At 63.1% G+C, this 20,689-nt stretch carries 19 protein-coding genes; 3 read left to right on the top strand and 16 right to left on the bottom strand.

Annotation, left to right across the window (positions count from 1 at the left end; all coding sequences use genetic code 11):
* Positions 1-31 precede the first annotated feature (31 nt).
* The 12 genes from PspCFBP13509_RS04755 to PspCFBP13509_RS04700 form a co-directional block, all read right to left on the bottom strand.
* Positions 32-2,344: an MMPL family transporter gene (locus PspCFBP13509_RS04755; RefSeq protein WP_137211633.1), complete on the bottom strand. Its 2,313-nt coding sequence runs from the start codon at positions 2,342-2,344 to the stop codon at positions 32-34.
* The gene (locus PspCFBP13509_RS04750) at positions 2,334-3,026 is read right to left on the bottom strand and encodes an outer membrane lipoprotein carrier protein LolA (RefSeq protein WP_137211632.1); all 693 of its coding nucleotides are present in this window, start codon (positions 3,024-3,026) and stop codon (positions 2,334-2,336) included. Before PspCFBP13509_RS04750 ends, PspCFBP13509_RS04755 begins: the two co-directional genes overlap by 11 nt.
* Positions 3,020-3,448: an acyl-CoA thioesterase gene (locus PspCFBP13509_RS04745; protein ID WP_065925694.1), complete on the bottom strand. Its 429-nt coding sequence runs from the start codon at positions 3,446-3,448 to the stop codon at positions 3,020-3,022. The genes PspCFBP13509_RS04750 and PspCFBP13509_RS04745 overlap by 7 nt, the downstream gene beginning before the upstream one ends.
* Positions 3,441-4,982 carry an HAL/PAL/TAL family ammonia-lyase gene (locus tag PspCFBP13509_RS04740; RefSeq protein WP_065946644.1) on the bottom strand — a complete coding sequence of 514 codons (1,542 nt, stop codon included), beginning with the start codon at positions 4,980-4,982 and terminating at the stop codon, positions 3,441-3,443. Before PspCFBP13509_RS04740 ends, PspCFBP13509_RS04745 begins: the two co-directional genes overlap by 8 nt.
* Positions 4,966-5,901 carry an LpxL/LpxP family acyltransferase gene (locus PspCFBP13509_RS04735; RefSeq protein ID WP_137211631.1) on the bottom strand — a complete coding sequence of 312 codons (936 nt, stop codon included), beginning with the start codon at positions 5,899-5,901 and terminating at the stop codon, positions 4,966-4,968. Before PspCFBP13509_RS04735 ends, PspCFBP13509_RS04740 begins: the two co-directional genes overlap by 17 nt.
* Positions 5,898-6,632, bottom strand: a complete 735-nt coding sequence (locus tag PspCFBP13509_RS04730) for a glycosyltransferase family 2 protein (protein ID WP_137211630.1) — start codon at positions 6,630-6,632, stop codon at positions 5,898-5,900. Before PspCFBP13509_RS04730 ends, PspCFBP13509_RS04735 begins: the two co-directional genes overlap by 4 nt.
* Positions 6,633-6,889: 257 nt before the next feature.
* Positions 6,890-8,560: an acyl-CoA synthetase family protein gene (locus PspCFBP13509_RS04725; protein ID WP_065925690.1), complete on the bottom strand. Its 1,671-nt coding sequence runs from the start codon at positions 8,558-8,560 to the stop codon at positions 6,890-6,892.
* A complete protein-coding gene (locus tag PspCFBP13509_RS04720) occupies positions 8,557-9,102 on the bottom strand; it encodes a COG4648 family protein (RefSeq protein ID WP_065925689.1) in 546 nt (181 codons plus the stop codon). The genes PspCFBP13509_RS04725 and PspCFBP13509_RS04720 overlap by 4 nt, the downstream gene beginning before the upstream one ends.
* Positions 9,099-9,353 carry an acyl carrier protein gene (locus PspCFBP13509_RS04715; RefSeq protein WP_003187949.1) on the bottom strand — a complete coding sequence of 85 codons (255 nt, stop codon included), beginning with the start codon at positions 9,351-9,353 and terminating at the stop codon, positions 9,099-9,101. Before PspCFBP13509_RS04715 ends, PspCFBP13509_RS04720 begins: the two co-directional genes overlap by 4 nt.
* Positions 9,354-9,362: 9 nt before the next feature.
* Positions 9,363-9,632: a phosphopantetheine-binding protein gene (locus PspCFBP13509_RS04710; RefSeq protein ID WP_027604978.1), complete on the bottom strand. Its 270-nt coding sequence runs from the start codon at positions 9,630-9,632 to the stop codon at positions 9,363-9,365.
* Positions 9,610-10,422: a lysophospholipid acyltransferase family protein gene (locus PspCFBP13509_RS04705; RefSeq protein ID WP_027604977.1), complete on the bottom strand. Its 813-nt coding sequence runs from the start codon at positions 10,420-10,422 to the stop codon at positions 9,610-9,612. Before PspCFBP13509_RS04705 ends, PspCFBP13509_RS04710 begins: the two co-directional genes overlap by 23 nt.
* The gene (locus tag PspCFBP13509_RS04700) at positions 10,398-11,117 is read right to left on the bottom strand and encodes a beta-ketoacyl synthase chain length factor (protein WP_065925688.1); all 720 of its coding nucleotides are present in this window, start codon (positions 11,115-11,117) and stop codon (positions 10,398-10,400) included. The genes PspCFBP13509_RS04705 and PspCFBP13509_RS04700 overlap by 25 nt, the downstream gene beginning before the upstream one ends.
* Positions 11,118-11,454: 337 nt before the next feature.
* On the opposite strand from PspCFBP13509_RS04700, the gene PspCFBP13509_RS04695 reads away from it, so the two are divergent.
* Positions 11,455-12,225, top strand: a complete 771-nt coding sequence (locus PspCFBP13509_RS04695) for a ParA family protein (protein WP_053139210.1) — start codon at positions 11,455-11,457, stop codon at positions 12,223-12,225.
* A 78-nt stretch (positions 12,226-12,303) separates the two neighbouring features.
* On the opposite strand, the gene trxC is transcribed toward PspCFBP13509_RS04695, so the two are convergent.
* The gene (trxC, locus tag PspCFBP13509_RS04690; protein WP_065925687.1) at positions 12,304-12,738 is read right to left on the bottom strand and encodes a thioredoxin TrxC; all 435 of its coding nucleotides are present in this window, start codon (positions 12,736-12,738) and stop codon (positions 12,304-12,306) included.
* A gap of 235 nt (positions 12,739-12,973) precedes the next feature.
* Between trxC and PspCFBP13509_RS04685 the strand changes: the two genes are divergently transcribed.
* Positions 12,974-13,261: a type II toxin-antitoxin system HigB family toxin gene (locus PspCFBP13509_RS04685; protein WP_065946640.1), complete on the top strand. Its 288-nt coding sequence runs from the start codon at positions 12,974-12,976 to the stop codon at positions 13,259-13,261.
* A 6-nt stretch (positions 13,262-13,267) separates the two neighbouring features.
* Positions 13,268-13,669 (top strand): helix-turn-helix domain-containing protein, encoded by a 402-nt coding sequence (locus PspCFBP13509_RS04680; protein WP_074848511.1) that lies wholly within the window; start codon positions 13,268-13,270, stop codon positions 13,667-13,669.
* Between the two features lie 18 nt (positions 13,670-13,687).
* Here PspCFBP13509_RS04680 and selO read toward each other — a convergent pair whose 3' ends face one another.
* From selO to PspCFBP13509_RS04665, 3 genes are read right to left on the bottom strand one after another with little or no spacing between them, the layout of a single operon-like run.
* The gene (gene selO / locus PspCFBP13509_RS04675; RefSeq protein WP_074848513.1) at positions 13,688-15,151 is read right to left on the bottom strand and encodes a protein adenylyltransferase SelO; all 1,464 of its coding nucleotides are present in this window, start codon (positions 15,149-15,151) and stop codon (positions 13,688-13,690) included.
* Positions 15,152-15,199: 48 nt separating this feature from the next.
* Entirely contained in the window at positions 15,200-18,583 is a 3,384-nt protein-coding gene (gene mscK, locus PspCFBP13509_RS04670) for a mechanosensitive channel MscK (protein WP_065925684.1), read from the bottom strand.
* A 52-nt stretch (positions 18,584-18,635) separates the two neighbouring features.
* Positions 18,636-20,378: a potassium/proton antiporter gene (locus tag PspCFBP13509_RS04665; RefSeq protein ID WP_027604969.1), complete on the bottom strand. Its 1,743-nt coding sequence runs from the start codon at positions 20,376-20,378 to the stop codon at positions 18,636-18,638.
* Positions 20,379-20,689 lie beyond the last annotated feature (311 nt).

Here is a 20,689-nt window from a genome sequence, read left to right as displayed (position 1 = left end):
GGGCTCCTTGCCGCTTTGGCGATAACTACATTCATGAGGCGTGTTTCCGTTGGCCGGCCCAGGGGGCCAGCATAAAGCTGAATGCCAGGCCCAGGCTGACCGACAGGCCGAAATTACTCACTGCCGGGGTACTGGACACCGCCAGCAGGCCGAACGACAACCAGGTCGTCAGCGCTGCCAGCAGCGTCCCTAAAAGGCTGACCGCGGGGCCGCCGATCTGTTCGCGCATCAAAATCGCATAGTCGACACTGATGGCCGTGACCAGCAGCAACCCGAACAGGCTGAACAGGGTCAACGGCTGGCCCAGCCAACCCAGGCTGGCCAGGCTGCACAGCGCCGCCAGCAACGGCAGGGCGACGATGCGCAAGGCCCCGCCGAAGCCGAACGGCAGGATCAGTAACAGCACGATCAGTACGCACGACATCAACTTCAATTCGGCGGCGCTGATCTGCGTGTCGGCGAATACACGGTTCAAATCCCCGAGGCGATCCACCAACTGTACGCCGGGCAGGTCCACGGCCTGCACCCGCAGCAGCGCCGGGTTGTTCAAGCCCTGCAGGCTGACCATGGCCGCCACGCCGCCGTCCACCGGGCCCAGCCACAGCGTGCGCCAGGGTTCGGCCAAGGGGCCCACCAGCGCAGCGTCGATGTCTTCGGTGGGCAGCGCTTGCAGTTGCGCGATTTCGGCGTGCAGGGCGCTGGCGGGCACGCCGAGGTCCAACAGAGGCTGCCAGTGTTGTGGGAGTGTGCTCAGGGCATCGCGCAGTTGCTGCTGTTCGGCGGGCAGGCTGACCAGTTGGTTGAGCGCCAGGTAACCCTGGAGCTTGTCCATATTCACCAACTGGTCCAGGCGTTGGCCCAGGGCGGCTTGGCGCTCCAGCAACTGCGGCTGGTTGTCGGCCCGTATCAGGAAAAACTGGCTGGTGGGCTGGAAACCGGTAATGCGCGCCACGGCCTGTGCCTCTTGCAGCAACTGCGGCGGCGCGCCGATCCACTGGCGGATATCGTTTTTGCTGTCCAGCTGCCAAAGGCCGCCGGCGCAGAACAGCAGCACCCACACCAGCAGCACCGGACTGGGCACACGCTTGAGCAAGGCGGCCCGCACCTGCCACAGGCATTCGGCGACGCGCAGCGGCCATTGTGCCGGGCGCAGTTCGACACCCTTGAGCAGTGCCGGCAGCAGGCACACCGCTGACAGGTAGGCGCCGACCAGGCCCGCGGCGGAGAACACCGCGATTTGCGTCAAGGCCGGGAAGGGCGTCCAGGCCAGCGCCAGGTAGCCGATGCAACTGGTGGCCAGGCTCAGGCTCAGCCCTGGCAGCGTCAGGCGCAATGCCGGCCAACTGCGCCAGGGGTTCATGCTCCAGCTTTTCGACAGGTAGTGCAGCGGGTAATCCACCGCGACGCCGATCAGGCTGGAGCCGAGCACCAGGGTCATCACATGCATATGGCCGAACAGCGCCACACAAGCGACGGCACCAAACAGCATGCCCACCAGCACCGGTACAAACGCCAGCAGCACTCGCCCGCGGCGGAACGCCAGCAACAGCAACAGCAGAATGCCGACGGTGGCGCCGCCGCCGACCCAGGTGATTTCCCGCGTGGCCTGCTGCTGGCCATTGGCGGCGTAAAGCAAACCGCTGGCGGCGAGCAATTGCGCGCCGTGTTCGCCGGCCTGCGTGCGGCTGGCCTGGAGCAGATCCGCCACCTGCAGCGGCAGTTTCATGTCGAAGGCATTGCCGGTGGTGCGTGCGCGCAGCAGCACCCAGCTCTTGTCGTCGGCATCGGCGATCAAGGTGCCGCTGCCGATGTCCAGTTGCACCGAGCCGCGTTGCGGCTGGCTGTTCTGGATGCGCCCGGTCAGGCCCAGCCAGTCGTCCTGGCTCGGCACCAGGCTGAAGCCGGTGAAGGGGTCGAACAGCGACTGCACCCGTTGCTGGATGAACGCGTCGGGGTGGTCGATCAGCTGTTCGCGGTCCTTGGCCGAGAGCATCGCCAGGCGTCCGCGCAGCAACTGTTCACGCAGTGCCGGCAGGTCGGCTTGCAGGTTCCATTGCACCTTCTCGAACAAGCCGCTGGCCTGCCAGCGCTCGCCCAATTGCTGGGCCACGGCCACCGCTTGCTGGCGATCGGCGTGTCCCACCAACACCAGCATTTCGCGGTTGAGCGGCTCCTGCATGCGCTGTTCGGCTTGCAGTTCCAGGGCGTCCGGCGTACTGCCCGGCACCAGCTCCATCAGGTTGGCCGACAGCGGTGCACCATCGCGCCACTGCCAGCCGGCCAGGGCCAGCACGGCCACCAGCAGGATCAGGAACAGGCGGGGCAGCAGGCGCTCACTGGACAAAGTCGTGTTGCTCCGCGTCGCTCAATGGCTGGCCGGCGCTGCTGTCCTGCATGCGCAGCACGGTGCTGTCGCCCTGGGTTTCCAGCAGTTCGATCTTCTGCACCAACTCACCACCATCGATATTGATCTGGGTGAATACCTGCTTGAGCAGCAGTGAACGCGGGAGCAGCGTGAGCTTCCATTGCCGGGCTTCGCCTTGCAGTTGCAGCTCGAAGTCGCGCTGCAAGCCGCTGCTGTCGCCCTGGAGCACGGCGAGGAACAGACGGTTCTGTTCGGCACCGGCGCTCTTGTTCGGCAGCAGTTGCCAGCCGTTGGCGTCACGCCGGGCGATACCCTGGGCGCTGATGCGGTAGTCCTGTTGCAGCGGGGTTTTCAGCAGCCACAGCAGGCCGTGGTCCTTGGCCAGGACGAAGGTGCCCTTGCTGACCAATGGCTGCGGCAGCGCACGCAGGTGTTTTTCCTGGGTGAAGCTGCCGTGGATCACTGAGGGTTTGGCCAACTGGTCGCTGAGTTGTTGCAGGTCGAAGGCGTGTGCCGCCCCAGAAAAACCAAACAACACCAACACTGTAGGAGCGAGCTTGCTCGCGAAAAACCCGAGAGCGCCGCGGGGTATCAGGAAACCCGCGTTATCGTTGACGATCTTCGCGAGCAAGCTCGCTCCTACAGAGAACGGGGTCAGCATTTCAGGGCCCTTTCGACGGCGTCGGTGAATACTTTGGGCGAGGCCAGCTGCATCTCGCGGCTGGCGATTTCCACCGCCACCTGCACGGTGCTGGCGCGGGTCAGGCGCTCGCCGCTGGCCAGGTCGGTGATCAGGTAATTGACCTTCAAGCGGTTCTCCCATTCCACCAGGCTGGCGCGCACGTTGATCGTCTGGCCGAACACCGCACCGCGCACATAGCGCAGTTGCATGTCGATCACCGGCCAGGCGTAGCCGGCTTCGAGCATGGCCGTGTAGTTGTGGCCGATTTTGTCCAGCAGCGCGCAGCGTGCGATTTCCAGGTACTTCACGTAATGCCCGTGCCAGACGACGTTCATCGTGTCGACGTCAAAAAACGGCACCAGGATTTCGGTGTCGCTGTGCAGTACGCCAGGGCTACGCATGCAGCCTCCAGTGTTGCTCGGCGATGCGTTGCAGGCACAGGCGCAGTTCGCCTTCGAGGGCTCGGTCTTCGATGACCGGCGGGAAGTCCTGGGCCAGCTCTGCATGCATGGCCGCCAGCGCCGGGGGCAACGGGCGTGCGTCGTCGGCCTGGGCGCGCAGCCACACGCCCTGGTTGGCGGCGAGCAGGGTGGCGGCGGCGACCTGTTCGGTCAGCTCCAGCACGCGGATCGCATCGCGGGCGGCGATGGTGCCCATGCTCACCTTGTCCTGGTTGTGGCACTCGGTGGAGCGCGAGAACACGCTGGCCGGCATGGTGTTTTTCAGTGCTTCGGCGGTCCAGGCGCTGGTGCCGATCTGCACCGCCTTGAAGCCGTGGTTGATCATCGCGCGGTCCGCCGGTGCACCGGACAGGTTGCTCGGCAGGCCGTGGTTGTAGCGCACGTCCACCAGCAGGGCGAGCTGGCGGTCGAGCAGGTCGGCGACGTTGGCCACCAGGGTCTTGAGGCTGTCCATGGCAAAGGCGATATGCCCACCGTAGAAATGTCCGCCGTGCAGCACGCGTTCTTCTTCGGCGTCGATGATCGGGTTGTCGTTGGCGCTGTTCAGCTCGATCTCGATAAACGAACGCAGCCAGTTCAGGCTGTCCGCGAGCACGCCGAGGACATGGGGCGCGCAGCGCAGCGAGTAGCGATCCTGCAGGCGATGCAGTGGCGCGGTCGGCGCGTCGATCGCCAGGTCCTCGCGCAGCCAGGCGGCGACTTGCATCTGCCCCGGATGTGGCTTGGCGGCGAACAGACGCTCGTCGAAGTGTTCCGGGTTGCCTTGCAGCGCCACCACGTTCAGCGCCGTGATGCGCGTGGCCAGTTGCAGCAGGTAGTCGGCACGGGCGAAGGCCAGGCAAGCGATGCCGGTCATCACCGCGGTGCCGTTCATCAGCGCCAGGGCCTCTTTGGGGCGCAGGACCAGCGGCTCCCAGCCGAGTTCGCGGTGCACGTCGGCTGCCTGGCGACGCTCGCCACGGAACAGCACTTCGCGCTCGCCGGACAGGGTCGCGGCCACGTAGGACAGCGGCGTCAGGTCACCGCTGGCGCCCACCGAGCCTTCTTCCGGGATCAGTGGCAGCACGTCGTGTTCGAGGAACCCATGCAGGCGCTCCAGCAGTTCCACGCGCACCCCGGAGACACCGTGGCACAGCGACTGCAAGCGCGCCGCCAGCACCGCACGGGTGGCTTGGGCGTCGAGCAACTTGCCCAGGCCGCAACCGTGGAAGGTGTACAGGTGACGGGGCAGGGCCTCGACGTGTTGCAACGGCACCGCGACCACGCAGGAGTCACCGTAGCCGGTGGTTACGCCGTAGATCACGCCTTCCTTGTCCAGCAGCGAGTCGAGGAACTGCGCGCCCTTGGCAATGCGTTGGCGATAGGCGGCATCGCCTTGCAGCTGGGTCGGCACCTGACGGTTGGCCAGGGCCAGCACGTCTTCGATGCGCAGGGGGCATTCGCCAAAGGTTACCGGCTCAAGATGCGTCGTCATCGGTCTTCCAGAAAGGGTAAAAGTTGAACCATTGTTGGGGCGCTTCCAGGCAGAACTGGCCCAGGCGTGCGGCGTAGCGCGCGGTCCACAGGGCGATGACCTGCTCGCGGGTGCTGCGTTTCCATTCGATCAATTGCGCGAAGGGCTCGATGCTCAGGCGATAGCGGCCCTGGTGTTTCAGGCACATCAGCAGGTTGACCGGGCATTTCAGCAGCCCGGCCAATAACCATGGGCCTTGGGGGAAGGCAGCGTCATGGCCGAGGAAGTCCACGCGCACCGTGCGCCCGCCATGCAAGGGCACGCGGTCGCCGGCAATCGCCAGCCACTCGCCGTCGTCCAGGCGCTGGCTGAGCAGCAGCATGGTGGCCGGGTCCAGCTCGCTGACCTGGATCAGGCGCAAGTGGGTGGCACCGGCTTCGCCCAGCAGACGGTTGAAACGTTCGGCGTGCTTGGTGTGCACCAGCACGTTCATGGTGACCTGTTCGCCGATTTCCGCCAGCGCGCGGCACACTTCGAGGTTGCCCAGGTGGGCGCCCACCAGCATCTGCCCGCGCCCACCACGCAGTTGCCCGCGCAGTTTCGCCGGGTCGTTGATCTCGATCTGTTCCAGGCGCAGCTTGCCGTTCCACACGTCGAGTTTGTCGAGCAGGGCATCGGCAAAGGCCATGAACTGGGCGAAGACTCTGCGCTGGCTGGGGCGCAGTTCATCGCGCCCGCTCCAGTCGGCCAGGCGCTGCTGGTATTGCCAGGCGCTCTGGCGCGCGGTGCGGCCGAACAGGAAGAAGTACAACACGATGCCGTACAGCACCGGGCTCAGCAGGCGGCGGCCGAGGACCTTGGCGGCGATGGCGGTGAATTTCATCAGCCAGTAGCTGCCGCGCTCTTCGCGGTCAGCCCAATGCTTGGTGTTGTCGCTCATGCCTGCCACCGTCGCCACAGGATCAGCGGTGCACGCACCAACATGCCGAAGAACAGGCGGGTGTGCATGGCGCTGATGCGCACGTTGTCGCGGAACAGGCGGAAGTGCGACAGGCCGTCGGCGGGGTAATGCACCTGGGTCGGCAGCCAGCGCATCGGCTGGTTGCGCCAGGCCAGGCGCACCAGGATGTCGGAGTCGAAGTCCATGTGCGTGCCGATATAGGCCGAGTCCATCAGCGCCAGCACCGGTGCCAGCGGGTACACGCGAAAGCCGCACATCGAGTCGCGGATCTGCAGCGACAGGGTGTTGATCCACACCCACACGTGGGTCAGGTAACGCGCATACAAACGGCCCTTGGGCACGCTTTCGTCGTATTCGGGATAGCCGCAGATGATTGCGTTGGGCTGCCTGCGGGACGCGTCGATAAACGTCTCGACTTCGCGCAGGTCGTGCTGGCCGTCGGCGTCGACCTGCAAGGCGTGGCTGAAGCCCAGGCGCGCCGCTTCGCGAAAGCCCGCCATCACTGCGCCGCCCTTGCCCTTATTGGTCGGCAGGGTGAGCAGGGTGACATTGTCCAGCCGCCCCAGTTGCGCCAACACCGCTGCGCAGGCCGGGCTGCTGCCATCGTCCACCAACAGGCACGGCAGGCCACTGTTCAACAGGCTGTGGACCACGGCGGGCACGGCGGCTTCGTGGTTGTAGACCGGGATCAGGGCGCAGGGGTTATGCATGGTGTCCCTCACCGTCTGGTAAATAACCTGTGGCGAGCGGGTTTGTTGTAGTGAGCCGGCTTGTCGTGGTGAGCGGGCTTGTTGTGGTGAGCGGGCTTGCCCCGCGTTGGGCCGCGGAGCGGCCCCAGTAAGGTAACCGAGGCGTGTCAGACAGACCTCCGGCGCAGGTTTTGGGGCCGCTACGCGGCCCAACGCGGGGCAAACCCGCTCGCCACAGGATGCCCGTTAACCATACCAAGCCCGCTCGCCACAGAAGCTTATGCATGGGCGGCTTCCAATTGGATGCGGCCGCTGGAACAGGCCGCGACGCCGTTGCGGTAGGCGAAATACAACTTGCCGCGTTCCTGGTCGAAGCGCAGGTGCAGTTCGATACGGTCGCCGGGGCGCACCAGTTGCTGGAACTTGAGCACTTCCATGCCGGCAAAGGTCGACGGCAGATCGAGCAGTTGTTGGCCGAGGTTGAACGCCCACTCCACCTGGACCACCCCGGGCAATACCGGAGTGACCGGGAAGTGGCCGCTGAAATAGGCCAGGTCCGGCGGCACGCTCAGTTGCAAGGTCCATTCGCCATCGACTTCGACTTGCTCCAGCACTTCCGGCGCCTTGGGCCGGGGCGCCAGCAGCAGCGCGGCCACATCGGCCTGGGGCAGTTTGCCCTGGGCATTCAGCGGCAGCTGGCGCAGCAGCCGCCAGCGACGTGGCAGCGCCAGGGCTTCGCAATGCTGGCTCAAATGGTGGCGCAGGGTCTGGGTGACAGTCCGTCGGCCCTGGTTGCGCAAGGCGTGCAGGCCGTCGGCACTGAGCACCACCAGCGCGCCGAGTGATGCGCGGTTTTCCTGCACCACCCCCAGGCGCGTTTCGGCGACCCACGGGTGGGCCATCAGCGCCTGCTCGAGCATGGGCAGGGAGATGCGTTTTTCTTCCAGCTTGACGATACGGTCCAGGCGCCCGAGCAGCTCGAAGCGACCATCGGCATGGATGCGCGCCGCGTCAGCGGTTTGTTCTATGTGCCCGACGGGCAAGTACGGCGAGGCGATGCGCAGGGCACCGTCGGCGTCCTGGCTCAGGTGTACATCGGCGAACGGCTGCCAGGGTTGCGCACCCTGGCGCCAGGCGATGCCGCCGGTTTCCGAGCTGCCGAGGATCTCGGTCGGCCATTGCTGCAAGCGCTCGTAAAGACTGCCGGCCGCCTCGATGGGCAGGGCGCCACCCGACGAAAATACCCGCGATACCTGGCTCAGCGCTGGCCAATCGAGGTTGTCGCCCATGCGCTTGAGCAGCGCCGGGCTGGCGACCCAGGCGAATTGCGGGTGTTCGCGGCTGGCGCGTTGCATGTCTTCCGGAAACGCCAGCTGGCGGCGCACAAAGCTGCGACCGGCGCACAGTGGCCACAGCACACGGAACAGCAAACCGTAGATGTGCTGGGTGGCGACACTGCCGATGATGCAGGCGTCTTTCAGGTCGGCGCCCCACAGGGCTTCCAGGGCCTGGACTTCATTGGCGAGCTGGCGCAGGGTCTTGTCGATACGCTTGGGTTCGCCGCTGGAGCCGGAGGTGCACAGGCTCAGTTGGCAGGTGTCCAGGTCGAGGGCGGCCGGGCTCAACGGTGCTTGATACAGCGCGTCCAGGTCTGCCGCTTCAGTCAGCCAGGCGTCGACAACCGCGTCCCAGCGTTGGCGGGTCTGGGGTTGCAGATCGGCGGGCAGCAGCACGCTGGCCCCGGCGCGCCAGGCGCCCAGCAGTGCAATCGCCAGCAGGCCGGCGTCTTCCAGGTGCAGGGCCAGGCGCTGTATGCCACGGGCTTGCAACCCGGCGGCCAGGCTCAGGGAGTGTTCCCACAGCTGGGCGTGATTCATCGCAGGTTCGGTAGTCACCAAACGCTGTTCCAGCGGCTCGAGCAACAGATGCTCAAGATTCAACCCATTCATACGCGGCCTCGAACCCTTTGTCGTACCAGCCATTCCACGGCAAACAACAGCCCCATCAGCCCGTAGGCGATCAAGCCGTTGTACAACGTCCACCAGCTCAACGGCGCCCATAGGGTGAGGGCGGCGGCGAGCAGGCCATTACACAGAAAAAATACGCACCACACCACGGTGACCTGGCGCGTATACACAATCGCGTGAGGCGGCAGCACCGGGTCGGTCATGCGCGCCAGACGCTCCACCATCGGCGGGCCGTATTTCAGGCTCAGGCCGAACAGCGCCAACATGAACGCACTGACCAGGCTCGGGTACCAGCGCAACAGGTGCGGGTTGTCGAACCAGGCCAGGGCCAGGCAAAACACGATCACCGCCAACGCCATCCAGCGGCTGCCGGGGCGCGCCGCACCCGTGACCGCGCGCAGCAGCCACAGGCTGCCCAGCAGCAGGCCGAATTGCCAGGGCGCAAAGTGCTCGGTGCCGTAATACACCGCAAACGGGTACAGCAGCCCCGCCAATAACAGGCCAAGGCCGATCAGCCGGCTCATGCGGCAGGCTGGACCAGACGGTACACCGCCTCAACCACGTCGTTGACGGTGCGCACGGCCTTGAACTCTTCGGCGGCGATCTTCTTGCCGGTCTGGCGCTTGATATGGTCGATCAGGTCCACGGCATCGATGCTGTCGATCTCCAGGTCCTGATACAGGTTGGCGTCGAGGGTGACGCGCTCCGGGGGCAGTTCAAACAGTTCCACCAAGGCATCGCGCAGGGTGTTGAAAATATCGTCACGAGTTTGCATGGTCCGGTCTCAAGCTGCCTGTCTGGCCGTGACGAACGCCGCAAGGCTGGCCACGTTGGTGAAGTGATTGCGGGTGTCCTTGGCGTCGGCATCGATCTTGATGCCGTACGTTTTCTGGATCGCCAGGCCCAATTCCAGGGCGTCTACCGAATCCAGGCCCAGGCCTTCGCCGAACAGGGTTTGGTCGCTGCCGATGTCGTCGGCGCTGATGTCTTCCAGGCCCAGGGCCTCGATGATCAACAGCTTTATGTCGTGCTCAAGGCGGTGTTGGTCGCTCATCTTCGGCGAGCTCCTTAATGAAATAGTGGTGCAGGTAATCGTTGAGCTTGCGTGAGGCCTGGGGCGCGGGCCCCAGTGTTGCGAACGCCTGTGGTTCTATATCGGCCCCCACGCGCAAACTGAAGTGAAAACGGCATTTAGGGATGCGATACCAGGGTTCGGCCTTGGTCAGGGTGGTGGGGCTGACCTTGATCACTACCGGGGTGATGATTGTCGCACCGCGCAGGGCAATGGCGGCGGCCCCGCGATGAAAGGCGGGCGCCACGCCGGGTGTGGTGCGGGTGCCTTCGGGAAAGATGATCAGCGTCTGGCCGTTGCGCAGGGCGTCAGCGGCGGCGTCGAGCATGTCTGCGCTGCCGTCGTTGCTTATGTAACCCGCGTCGCGCACCGGGCCACGGGTGAACGGGTTTTGAAACAGGCTCTGCTTGATCACGCAATTGGTCTGGCGCATCAGGCCGATCAGGAACACCACGTCGATCAACGACGGATGGTTGGCGATGATCATCTGGCCTGGCTGGCCGAGCCGTTCGGCGCCTTCGACGCTGTAGGTCAGCACGCCGGCGCGCTGCATCAGGCGGATAAAGAACCAGAACAGCTTGCTGATGGTATGGCGGGCGCGGCGCTGGTGCCTTTCTACGTTGCCCGGCAGGCAGCTGAGCAGGGGAAAGACCAGCAAGCGCAGGCACAACCCGCCGACGCCGAACACGAAGAAGCTCGCGGCAGTGGCGAACAGGCGCCAGTAGTAGGCATCCCGTGGCTTATCGTTCACGACTTGCGTTGCCAGTTCCATACACGGTTCTTCCAGGCATGTTGGCAGGCGCCCTGTTCGGTAAGCAGGGTGCGCAGCAGGTTCAGGGCGTGGGGCCACTGGGTTTGAGTGGGTTGGACAGTGCCGGCGCTGAGTTCCAGTTGCCACTCGTCGCCTGGTGTCAGCAGCAGGCCGAGGGCGTAGGGAAACGGCACGTCAACGATCCAACTGGCGTAGGCCTCGGGCGGCTGTTCTTCGGTGATGACCAGCAATACCGCCGGAGCGCCTTCGTTGAGCAGGGCCGCGGCTTCGAGCATGCCGTGCTCCAGGCCATCGCCGGCGGCGGCGAGGGCTGTCATTTCGCTGGTTTCATTGCGCAGGATCGACCACAGGCCAATCACCGCGTTGTGCACCGACAGGCTGAATTGGGTCGGCGACAGCGGCTGGTCGTTGGCCAGGTCGCTGAGGATGTCGAGGGTGCGCGGGGTTTCGCCATGCCGGGAAATAAACACCAGCGGCAAGTCTTGCAGGCCGTCGGCCAGCGGCCAGCCTACGCTGAACGCCATGCGCGCCAGGCGGCTCAGGCGGCGGCGCTGCATGGCCGGCAGGAACGACACGTCGGGCGAGGCAGCGCTGGCAGGCAGCAACACCGGGGCCTGGCACCAGGCGTGCCAGTCGTCCGCGCTTTCCAAGCCGGGGGCCCAGGCGCGCCATTGGGCGATGTTGAAGTTGATCACTGAGAAGTTATCCCGCCCCTGCGGGCTTCCATGTGCGGCTTTTGGCCCCGAATACCGGGACAAGGAGCAATCGCCGAGTGGCGCGCATTATCCCGGTGCTGCGGGGTTCTAGCAAACTTTGGTAAAGAATTGTGCAAGGCCGATTACAAATAAGACGGGAAGGTTTACAGATTGTCCTTCAACGAGGGGTAACTTGGATCGTCGGACACTTCCTTTTCATTTGTACGTGACCTATGACAGACCCGATGCAATGCAGCAATGCATCGATGAACGAGGTAGCTAACAGGCGCTTTTGCCCTCTACACTCGGACATTCATTGATACACGGAGGTTTTTCCATGCGGCGCGTGGTGTTCAATCAAAAAGGCGGTGTTGGCAAGTCGAGCATCGCCTGCAACCTGGCGGCGGTCAGCGCCAGCGAAGGCTATCGAACCCTGTTGGTGGACCTCGATGCACAGGCCAATTCAACCCAATACCTGACCGGGCTGACTGGCGACGACATCCCCATGGGGATAGCGGACTTTTTCAAGCAAACCCTGTCTTCCGGGCCGTTTTCGAAGAAGAACAAGGTCGATATCTACGAAACCCCCTTCGATAATCTGCACGTCATCACCGCCACCGCCGAACTCGCGGACCTGCAGCCCAAGCTTGAGGCCAAGCACAAGATCAACAAGCTGCGAAAGCTGCTCGATGAACTGAGCGAAGATTACGACCGTATCTACCTGGATACCCCGCCAGCCCTGAACTTTTATGCGGTTTCGGCGCTGATTGCCGCTGATCGTGTGCTGATCCCCTTCGATTGCGACAGCTTCTCGCGCCAGGCTCTGTACGGGCTACTGGCTGAAATCGAAGAATTGAAGGAAGACCACAACGAAGGCCTGGAAGTGGAAGGCATCGTGGTCAACCAGTTCCAAGCGCGGGCGAGCCTGCCGCAGCAGATGCTCGATGAGTTGATTGCCGAGGGCTTACCGGTGCTGCCGGTGTACCTGGCCAGCTCGGTGCGCATGCGCGAATCGCACCAGGAGAACAAGCCGCTGATCCACCTGGACCCACGGCACAAGCTCACTCTGCAATTTGTGGAGCTGCATAACCTGCTGGAAAATGCCTGATTTTGCTGGCGACACAAAACCTCTGTGGGAGGGGACAAACCCCCTCCCACACTGTCCAGCATTGTTCTCCAGGTCCGGTTACACCCCCTGGCTACGCAACCAGCTCATCAGTTGCGGCAACGGAAACGCCCCACTCTGGCGCGCCACTTCGCGGCCGTTCTTGAACAGAATCAAACTGGGGATCGAACGAATCCCCAGTTGCGCCGACAGCTGCTGATTGGCCTCGCTGTCCAGCTTGGCCAGCCTGCACTTGCCCTCCAACTGGCCGGCCGCCTGTTCAAACACCGGCGCAAACGACTTGCACGGCCCACACCAATCGGCCCACACGTCGACCAATAACGGCAAATCGCCCTTGATCTGGCTGGCGTAGTCGCCTTGTTTCAGCTCGAAAGGCTTGCTCAGTAGAACCGGTTGTTTGCAGCGCCCGCACTTGGGCGTATCACCCAAGCGTTCGCCGGGGATGCGGTTGAGGCCGTTGCAATGGGGGCAGGGGATAACGAGAGGGTCGGACATGGTGGGCTCCGTGGATGTGGCCAATGCACCCTATCTGGAGTCAGGTATCAGCTTTATCAAGCTCGGGGGCGACGACGCATGGGCTAACAGATTCGCAAATGTCGATTGGCGCATGCCTATCTAGGCTGGAAGTACTTGTTCGAAATAGCACCATCGGTCCGTTCGACGCCATAGCAAATTGCGATAGCCGGCGTTCGGGTTTAACCTTCATAGCAATATGCGATAGGGATGTTGCATGCGTGTAATCAGTGCGAAACAAATCCGAAATGCCAAGTTGAAGTGGCCTCATTCAGCCAGCGCTTTGGATGAGTGGTATCGGAAAGTCAAAGTTCTCAATCCTGAGGACTTCGCGGCGTTGAAATCGATTTTTCCTACCGTGGATAAAGTGGGAGCGTTACACGTCTTCAACATCGGTGGTAACAAGCTACGACTCATTGCGATTGTGCGCTACCGAATGCAGCGGCTCTATATTCGACATGTGCTGGACCATCGGGAATACGACAAGGGTAAATGGAAGGAGTGACTGAAAATGAGTGTGCTGATTGAGCAGGTGGCCGAGCATTGGCAATTCGTATCACCGCTGCTGCGCAAGCCCAAAACCGAGGCTGACTACGATGTGCTGGTGGAGGCGCTCGACGAATTGCTGGATATCGTAGGGGAGGACGAAGCCCATCCGTTGATGGGCGTGGTCGATATCATCGGTGACTGGGTCGAGGCTTATGACCTGGAGCATTGGCCAATGCCTGAAGCGAGCGGTGTCGACGTATTGAGATCAATGATGCAGGAGCATGGCCTGACTCAGAGTGATTTGCCGGGTGTGGGTGCTCAATCGGTGGTCTCGGAAATCCTCAGTGGAAAACGCCAGCTGAACGTGCGACAGATTCGTTGGCTGGCGGATTTTTTCAAGGTGCCGGTCGACCTGTTCATCTAATCGCGAGCATGGCGTGTATCACGACGAACAACTGATCTCCAAATGCTTGCCCCAATCCGGCGGTCGTTGCGCGTACTGTTCCATCCCCGCCTGCTCCTCGAACGGCTTGGAAAGCACCTCGTGCAGTCGCTGCACTTCGCTGTAGTCGCCTGATTCGGCGGCAGCGATAGCGTTCTGTGCGAGGTAGTTGCGCAGGATGTACAGCGGGTTCACTGCGTGCATCCGCTCACGGCGTTGTTTCTCGTTGTAATTCCCGTCCCGCTCAACACGAGCCTTGTACAGTTCTGCCCAGGCATCAAACCCGGCGAGGTCGACAAAATCATCGCGCAGCTTCGCCACCGCCATCGCTGCCGATTCATCCCCAAGTCGCCGGAAGAACAAGGTGTAATCCACGCCGCTGTTCTGCATCAGCTTCAGCAACCGCTCCACCAGCTTCTGGTCGTCGTCTTCGGCGGTGGTCAGCCCCAGTCGACGGCGCATCAGGTCCAGGTAGTGAGCCTGGTACAGCGGCAGGTACAGGCCAAGGGCTTCTTTCAAGGCATCGACGCTGATAAACGGCGTGAGCGCCTGGGCCAGCGCGCTGAGATTCCACTGGCCGATGGGCACCTGGTTGCTGAAGGAGTAACGTCCTTCATGGTCCGAATGGTTGCAGATGAAGTGCGCATCAAAGTCATCCAGAAACGCAAACGGCCCGAAGTCGAAGGTAATGCCGAGGATCGACATGTTGTCGGTGTTCATCACCCCGTGGCAGAAACCATAGGCCTGCCATTTGGCGATCATCTCGGCATTGCGTTCGACGATTTCGCGGAACATAGCGAGGTAAGGTTCAGGCTGTTCCTTGCACTCGGGGTAGTGCAGTGAAAGCACGTGCTCGGCCAGTTCCGCCTGCTGCTCTGGTTTCTTGGTGTAGTAGAAATATTCGAAATGCCCGAAGCGGATATGGCTCGGCGCCAGGCGCAGCACCATCGCCCCACGTTCCTGCTTCTCACGCCAGACCGGGGTGCTGGAGCCGATCACGCATAACGCGCGGCTGCTGGGGATGCCCAGTGCATGCAGCGCTTCGGAGGCCAGGAACTCCCTAATCGACGAGCGCAGCACCGCGCGGCCATCGCCCATGCGCGAGTAGGGCGTCATCCCGGCACCCTTGAGGTGCAGGTCCCAATGTTCGCCGGCCTCGTTGTACACCTCGCCGAGCAGCAACCCGCGACCATCGCCCAGTTGTGGGGTGTAGCCGCCAAACTGGTGCCCGGAGTAGACCATCGCCCGCGGCTCGGCCTCGGCCCACAACTTGTGGCCGCTGAACAGCTCGGCAAACACCGGTGTTTCGGCCACTGTCGGGTCGAGGTCGAGCAGGGCCATGGCGGCATTGCTTGCCACCACCAGGCGCGGTTCGTCGAGGGGCTCGGGCAATACGTGGGTCGAGAACGCGTCGCCCAGGCGTGCGAAGCGGTTGTCGAAGGTCAGTTCGTCGAGGGCTTTCACCGGCCATCTCCAGCAGAATGTCCGAGCATTCTGCTGGGGATAGGGCGTTTAGTCGAGTTTGCTGGGCGGTGGCTCGGGTGCATCCGCCACTTTGCCGTCCGGCGGCTCCGGCACATCTTGCGCGTCGGCCGGTCCGACGATGGTTCTCTTCTCGTCTTCCACCGGCACCAGCTTGTACTCCTGGCCGTGGAGGTTTTTCAGGTACACCTCCATCTGCCGGAACGAGATGTTGATGTGGTGGTTCTTGAACTCGCGGTTGATAAAGCGGTTCACTTCGTCGATCACCGGGTTGCGGTCGCCGAGGTCGCGCACGTGCATGCGCAGTTCGTGGTCGAGGGTGCTTTCGCCGAAGTTGAGGAAGTACACATGGGGTTCCGGTTCCTTCAACACCCTTGGGTTTTCTCGCGCAGCCTTGAGCAACAATTCCTTCACCAGGTCCAGGTCGGAGCCGTAGTCAACGCCCAGCTTGAGGGTCACACGGGTGATGGTGTCGGTCAGCGACCAGTTGATCAGTTGCCCGGTAATGAACGTCTTGTTCGGGACAATGATGTCCTTGCGGTCGAAGTCGGTGATGGTGGTGGCGCGGATGCGGATCTTGCTCACCGTGCCCGACAGGTTGCCGATGGTGATGGTGTCGCCGATGCGCACCGGGCGCTCGAACAGGATCATGATGCCGGAGATAAAGTTGGCGAAGATCTCCTGCATGCCGAAGCCCAACCCCACCGACAGCGCGGCCACCAGCCATTGCAACTTGTCCCAGCTCACGCCGAGGGTGGACAGGGTCGAGACAAAGCCCACGCCGGCAATGATGTAGGACAGCAAGGTGGTCGTGGCGTAGGCACTGCCCTGGGCCAGGTCCAGCTTGGACAGCACCAGCACTTCCAGCAGGCCGGGCAGGTTGCGCGCCAGGGCGAAGGTGATGCCGATGATGATCAGCGCGCCGAGCAGGTCGCCGATGCTGATCGGCACCATGCTGATATTGGCACCGGTGCCGCTGGTGTATTCGTACAGGGTGACGTTGTCCAGGTAGGAAAATACCGAGATCAGGTCCGACCATACCCAGTACAGCGCCGCGATAAAGCCGCCGAGCAGCGCCAGGCGGATCAGGCGCATCGATTGTTCGTTGACCTGTTCGATATCCAGGGTCGGCTCTTCGATCACCGCTTCGCCTTCGCCGGCTTCCTTGGCGGCCTGGCGTTTGGCCAGGGCGCGGGAATAGGCCAGGCGTCGGGCGGCAACGCCCAGGCCGCGGACGAAGGTGGCTTCGATGACCAGCCAGAACATCAGCAGGTACAGGGTGTTGATCAGCCGGTCGCTGAGCTTGAGTGCGGTGTAGTAGTAGCCAAAGCACACGGCAATGAACAGCGCGACAGGCAGGGCGGTAAACAGCAGGCCCACGGCTTTGCGGAACAGCGAGGCTTTTTCGTGGGTCGGGCTGTGCAGCAGCAGGCGTCCCAGCAGCCAGGCCATCAGGGCGTAGCAGGTCAGGACCACACCAATGCCCAGCACGTCGTCGGCCAGCGCCGCCGGTTGATGCTCGGCAATCGCCACCACGGCCACCAGGGCCAGCACCACCAGCCCGAGCTTGCGTACCCAGCCCTGGAGGAATTCGACCTGGGGCTTTTCCCAGCGGAAGTGCAACTCGGCCACGCCGCCCGGCGCCAGGATGCGGTAGGCGGTGTAGAACACCAGCCATGCCTGGGCGATCTGCAACAGCGCTGCACCCAGGTTGGCGTTCTGCCCACGTGCGTCGATCTGCAGCGCGTAGCCGCACAGCGCCAGGCCCAGTGCTACCGGCATCGCCAACAGGATATTTACCAGGATCGCCTGGGGCGTGTGCCATTGGCTGTCGCGTTTGAAGTGGCCGATGTCCAGGTGGACTCTTTTCAGGCGCGCGTACAACGCGTTGCGGCGCCACAACAGGGCACCGATCAACAGCAGCAACGGCAAAAACAGCAGCGGACGCTGGGTCAGGCCGTCGTACAGCTCGCTGACGCTGGAGGCCCATGGCAGGGTGGTGACCTGCTTGCTCAGGTGCGCCGGCACGGTTTCCAGCCACTCGGTGTCCAGCGGCTTGTTGCTGGGGATCCAGAACATCTGTTCATCGAGCGTCGCGCGCAGGGTGGTGGCGGTGCTGAGCAGTTGTTTCTGGTTCAGTTGCAGGGTGATGGATTCGTTGAGCAGCGCGCTCAGCTCGCGGCTCAGGCGCTCCAGCAAGTCGCTGCGGGTGATCGCCAGTTCCAGCAGGGTGCGCCGCAGTTGCGGGGTGACGTCGGCCGGCGGCTGGTTGGCCAGCAGGTTATCCACATAGGTGCTGGGGGAGCTGATCAGCTCGCGCTGTTGGTTGACCTCGAACTGGTACAGGCGAATGTTGGCGATATCGTCCGCCAGGTCGCGGTCCACCGTCAGGCGGGGCAACGCTTGTTTCTGCTTATACAGAATCTTCGAGAGGAGCAGGCTGCCCTTGAGCACATTGATCTGCTCGTCCAGGGCCGAATCGCTCTGGGTCACGGTGTCCAGCTGTTGCTTGGTCTGCAGGTTCTTCTGGGTCAGGTCGTTGAGGCGGTCGGTACTCTTGAGCAGGTAGTCGGACAGCTTCAGGTTGGCCGCGCTTTCCGTGGCCAGCAGGCTGCTGCCGCCGGCCTTTTGCGCTTCGATGGACTGTTGGGTGACGGTCTGCTGGGACTGGGCCAGGCGTTTCTGGTTGATCAGGGTTTGCAGGTCCTGGATCTCTTGTTCCAGGCGCGCGGTTTTTTCCTGGATCAAGTCGTGCTGGCTGTTGCCCAGGTCCTGCAGCTGGCTATTGCCGGCCAGTTCCTGGCGACGCAGGGGGATCAGGGCATTCAGGGAGGCCAGTTCGGCATTCAGTTGGTTGCGCTGGTCGCTGCTGAGGGCTTTGCCATTGTCCTTGCCGGCCTTGAGGGTGGCATTGATCTGCTGGATGCGCGTCTGGCTGCTGCTGATTTCGGTCTGGGCGCGCTCGGGACGGGTCTGGGCGGCGATGGTCAGGCTGTTGGCGTCGGCCAGTTCCTTTTGCAGGTCGCCTTGCTGGGTGCTGCGCTGCACCAGCAATTGCTCAAGCTGCGGCACCGGCAGGGTGGCGTAGCGTTGGGCTACCGGAATGACCTTGGTGGCCTTGAGCCGGGTCAGTTCGCGCTGGTTCTCGCTGGTCTGGCGCGGCGCGTCTTCCAGCTGGCGCTTGAGGTCGACCAGGCGCTGCTCGTAATCCTGCTTGTTGTCCAGGTAGGTCAGGGTCTGTTGCAGGATCGACTGCAGCGCCTTCATGTCGGCGTCGGGCAGTTTGCGATCAGGCAGCTTGTCCAGGGTTTGCTGGATGGCGTCGGCGCTGGGCGGGTCGGCGGCGTAGACGCTGCCGACACAAAGGGTCAGGCCCAGCAGGGCAGTGGCGAGAAAAGTGCGCAGGGTTGGCATAGAGACCGATCGAGCAAGGTGAAGAATCGGGGGCGTGCTGTCGCCCCGCAGTTTAGAGGAAGAGTCCGGGGCCCGGGCGACTTCCTTCGGGGAATCTGACGCCGACTTTGCCAATCTTGTTCCCGTCCATGACCGCGACGGTCCAGATGGTGTTGTTCCACTCCACCTGGTCGCCCACTACCGGCGCGCCGCCGACTTTCTGGGTGATGAAGCGGCTCAGCGGCATGTCCGGGTCGATCCCTTCGAGCTTGAGGCCATACAGCGCTGAAACCGCGCCCAGCTGGGCGTCGCCTTCGAGGACGAAGTCGCCGAAGAAGCGCAAATCGAGGCCGCGTTGCGGTGCCTGGCTGAACAGTTTGCCCAGGGCCGGCAGGTTGTGTTCATGGCCGATCACACAGAGCAGATCGCCGACTTCCAGCACCGTACTACCCGACGGATGGAGCAGTTGCTGGCCACGGAACAGGGCCGCGATGCGCGTGCCTTCGGGCATTTTCAGCTCGCGCAGGGCCGCGCCGATGCACCATTTTTCTGCGCCCAGGCGGTAGACGAACAGCTCCCACTCGCTGGTGACGTGCACTTCCAGGGCGGCGCGGGAGATCGGCGCCGGGTCCGGCGGAACGGTCACTTTGAGCAGCTTGGCCACCCACGGCAGGCTGGTGCCCTGTACCAGCAGCGACACCAGCACGATAAAGAACGCCAGGTTGAAGTACAGCTGCGCATGGGGCAGGCCGGCCATCAACGGGAACACCGCCAGGATGATCGGCACCGCGCCGCGCAGGCCGACCCAGGCGATAAAAGCCTTCTCACGGCCATGGAAGGCTTTGAACGGCAGCAGGCCGACCATCACCGACAGCGGCCGCGCAAACAGGATCATCCACAGCGCCAGGCCCAGGGCCGGCAGGGCAATCGGCAGCAAATCATGGGGCGTGACCAGCAGGCCCAGCACCAGGAACATACCGATCTGCGCGAGCCAGGCCATGCCGTCGAGCATATGCAAAATGCCATGGCGGCTACGCACCGGGCGATTGCCGATCACCAGGCCGCACAGGTACACGGCGAGGAAGCCGCTGCCATGGAAGGCGTTGGTCAGGGCGAACACGAACAGGCCGCCGGCGATCACCAGGATCGGGTACAGGCCGGTGGCCAGGTTGATGCGGTTGACCATTTGCAGCATCAGCCAGCCGCCGCCGAGGCCGACGATGCCACCGATGCCGAACTCGCGCACCAGGTGGGTCAGCAGGCTCCAGTGCAGGCCGGTCTGGCCGCTGGCGAGCATGTCGATCAGGGTGACGGTGAGGAACACCGCCATCGGGTCGTTACTGCCGGATTCGATCTCGAGGCTGGCGGTCACCCGTTCGTTCAGGCCCTTGCCGCCCAGCAGCGAGAACACCGCTGCGGCGTCGGTCGAGCCGACAATCGCACCGATCAGCAGGCCCTGGATAATATTCAGGTCAAACAGCCAGGCCGCCGCCATGCCGGTGAGGCCGGTGGTAATCAACACCCCCACCGTGGCCAGGGACAATGCCGGCCAGAGTGCCACGCGGAAACTCGCCACCCGTGTACGCAAGCCGCCGTCGAGCAGGATCACTGCCAGCGCGAGGTTGCCCACCAGGTAGGCAGTCGGGTAATTGTCGAAAATGATGCCGCCGCCATCGACGCCGGCCACCATGCCCACGGCCAGGATGATCACCAGGATCGGGATACCCAGGCGCGAGGAAAGAGAACTCACCAGAATGCTCGCACTCACCAGCAACGCGCCGATCAAGAACAGGCTGTTGATGGTCGTCGCATTCAAAGGCAGTACTCCATGGGCAAATAAGACGGGACGCAAACTGACCATGCAGTCTGCGTGCCAGGGATTCTAACCTGTTGAATTGCGGTGCTGTCAAAAAGCTTTTTCTGATTCACGCATAACTAAATTTGGGAGGGGCAAGCCCTAATGCCGTTCAGTTAAGCGAAAGTGATTCACTGTAGGAGCGAGCTTGCTCGCGAAGAACTCAGGGCCACCGCGCTTATCGAGAATGAACGCGTTGCCTGGGCGTTTTTCGCGAGCAAGCTCGCTCCTACAAAAAGCCTTAACTGACCGGCATTAGGGCAAGCCCCCTC

It is taken from the genome of Pseudomonas sp. CFBP13509, from assembly GCF_005233485.1.
Lineage (GTDB): Bacteria > Pseudomonadota > Gammaproteobacteria > Pseudomonadales > Pseudomonadaceae > Aquipseudomonas > Aquipseudomonas marginalis.
The sequence above is the reverse complement of the archived record's forward strand: the minus strand, read 5'-3'. Positions and strand labels throughout refer to the sequence as shown.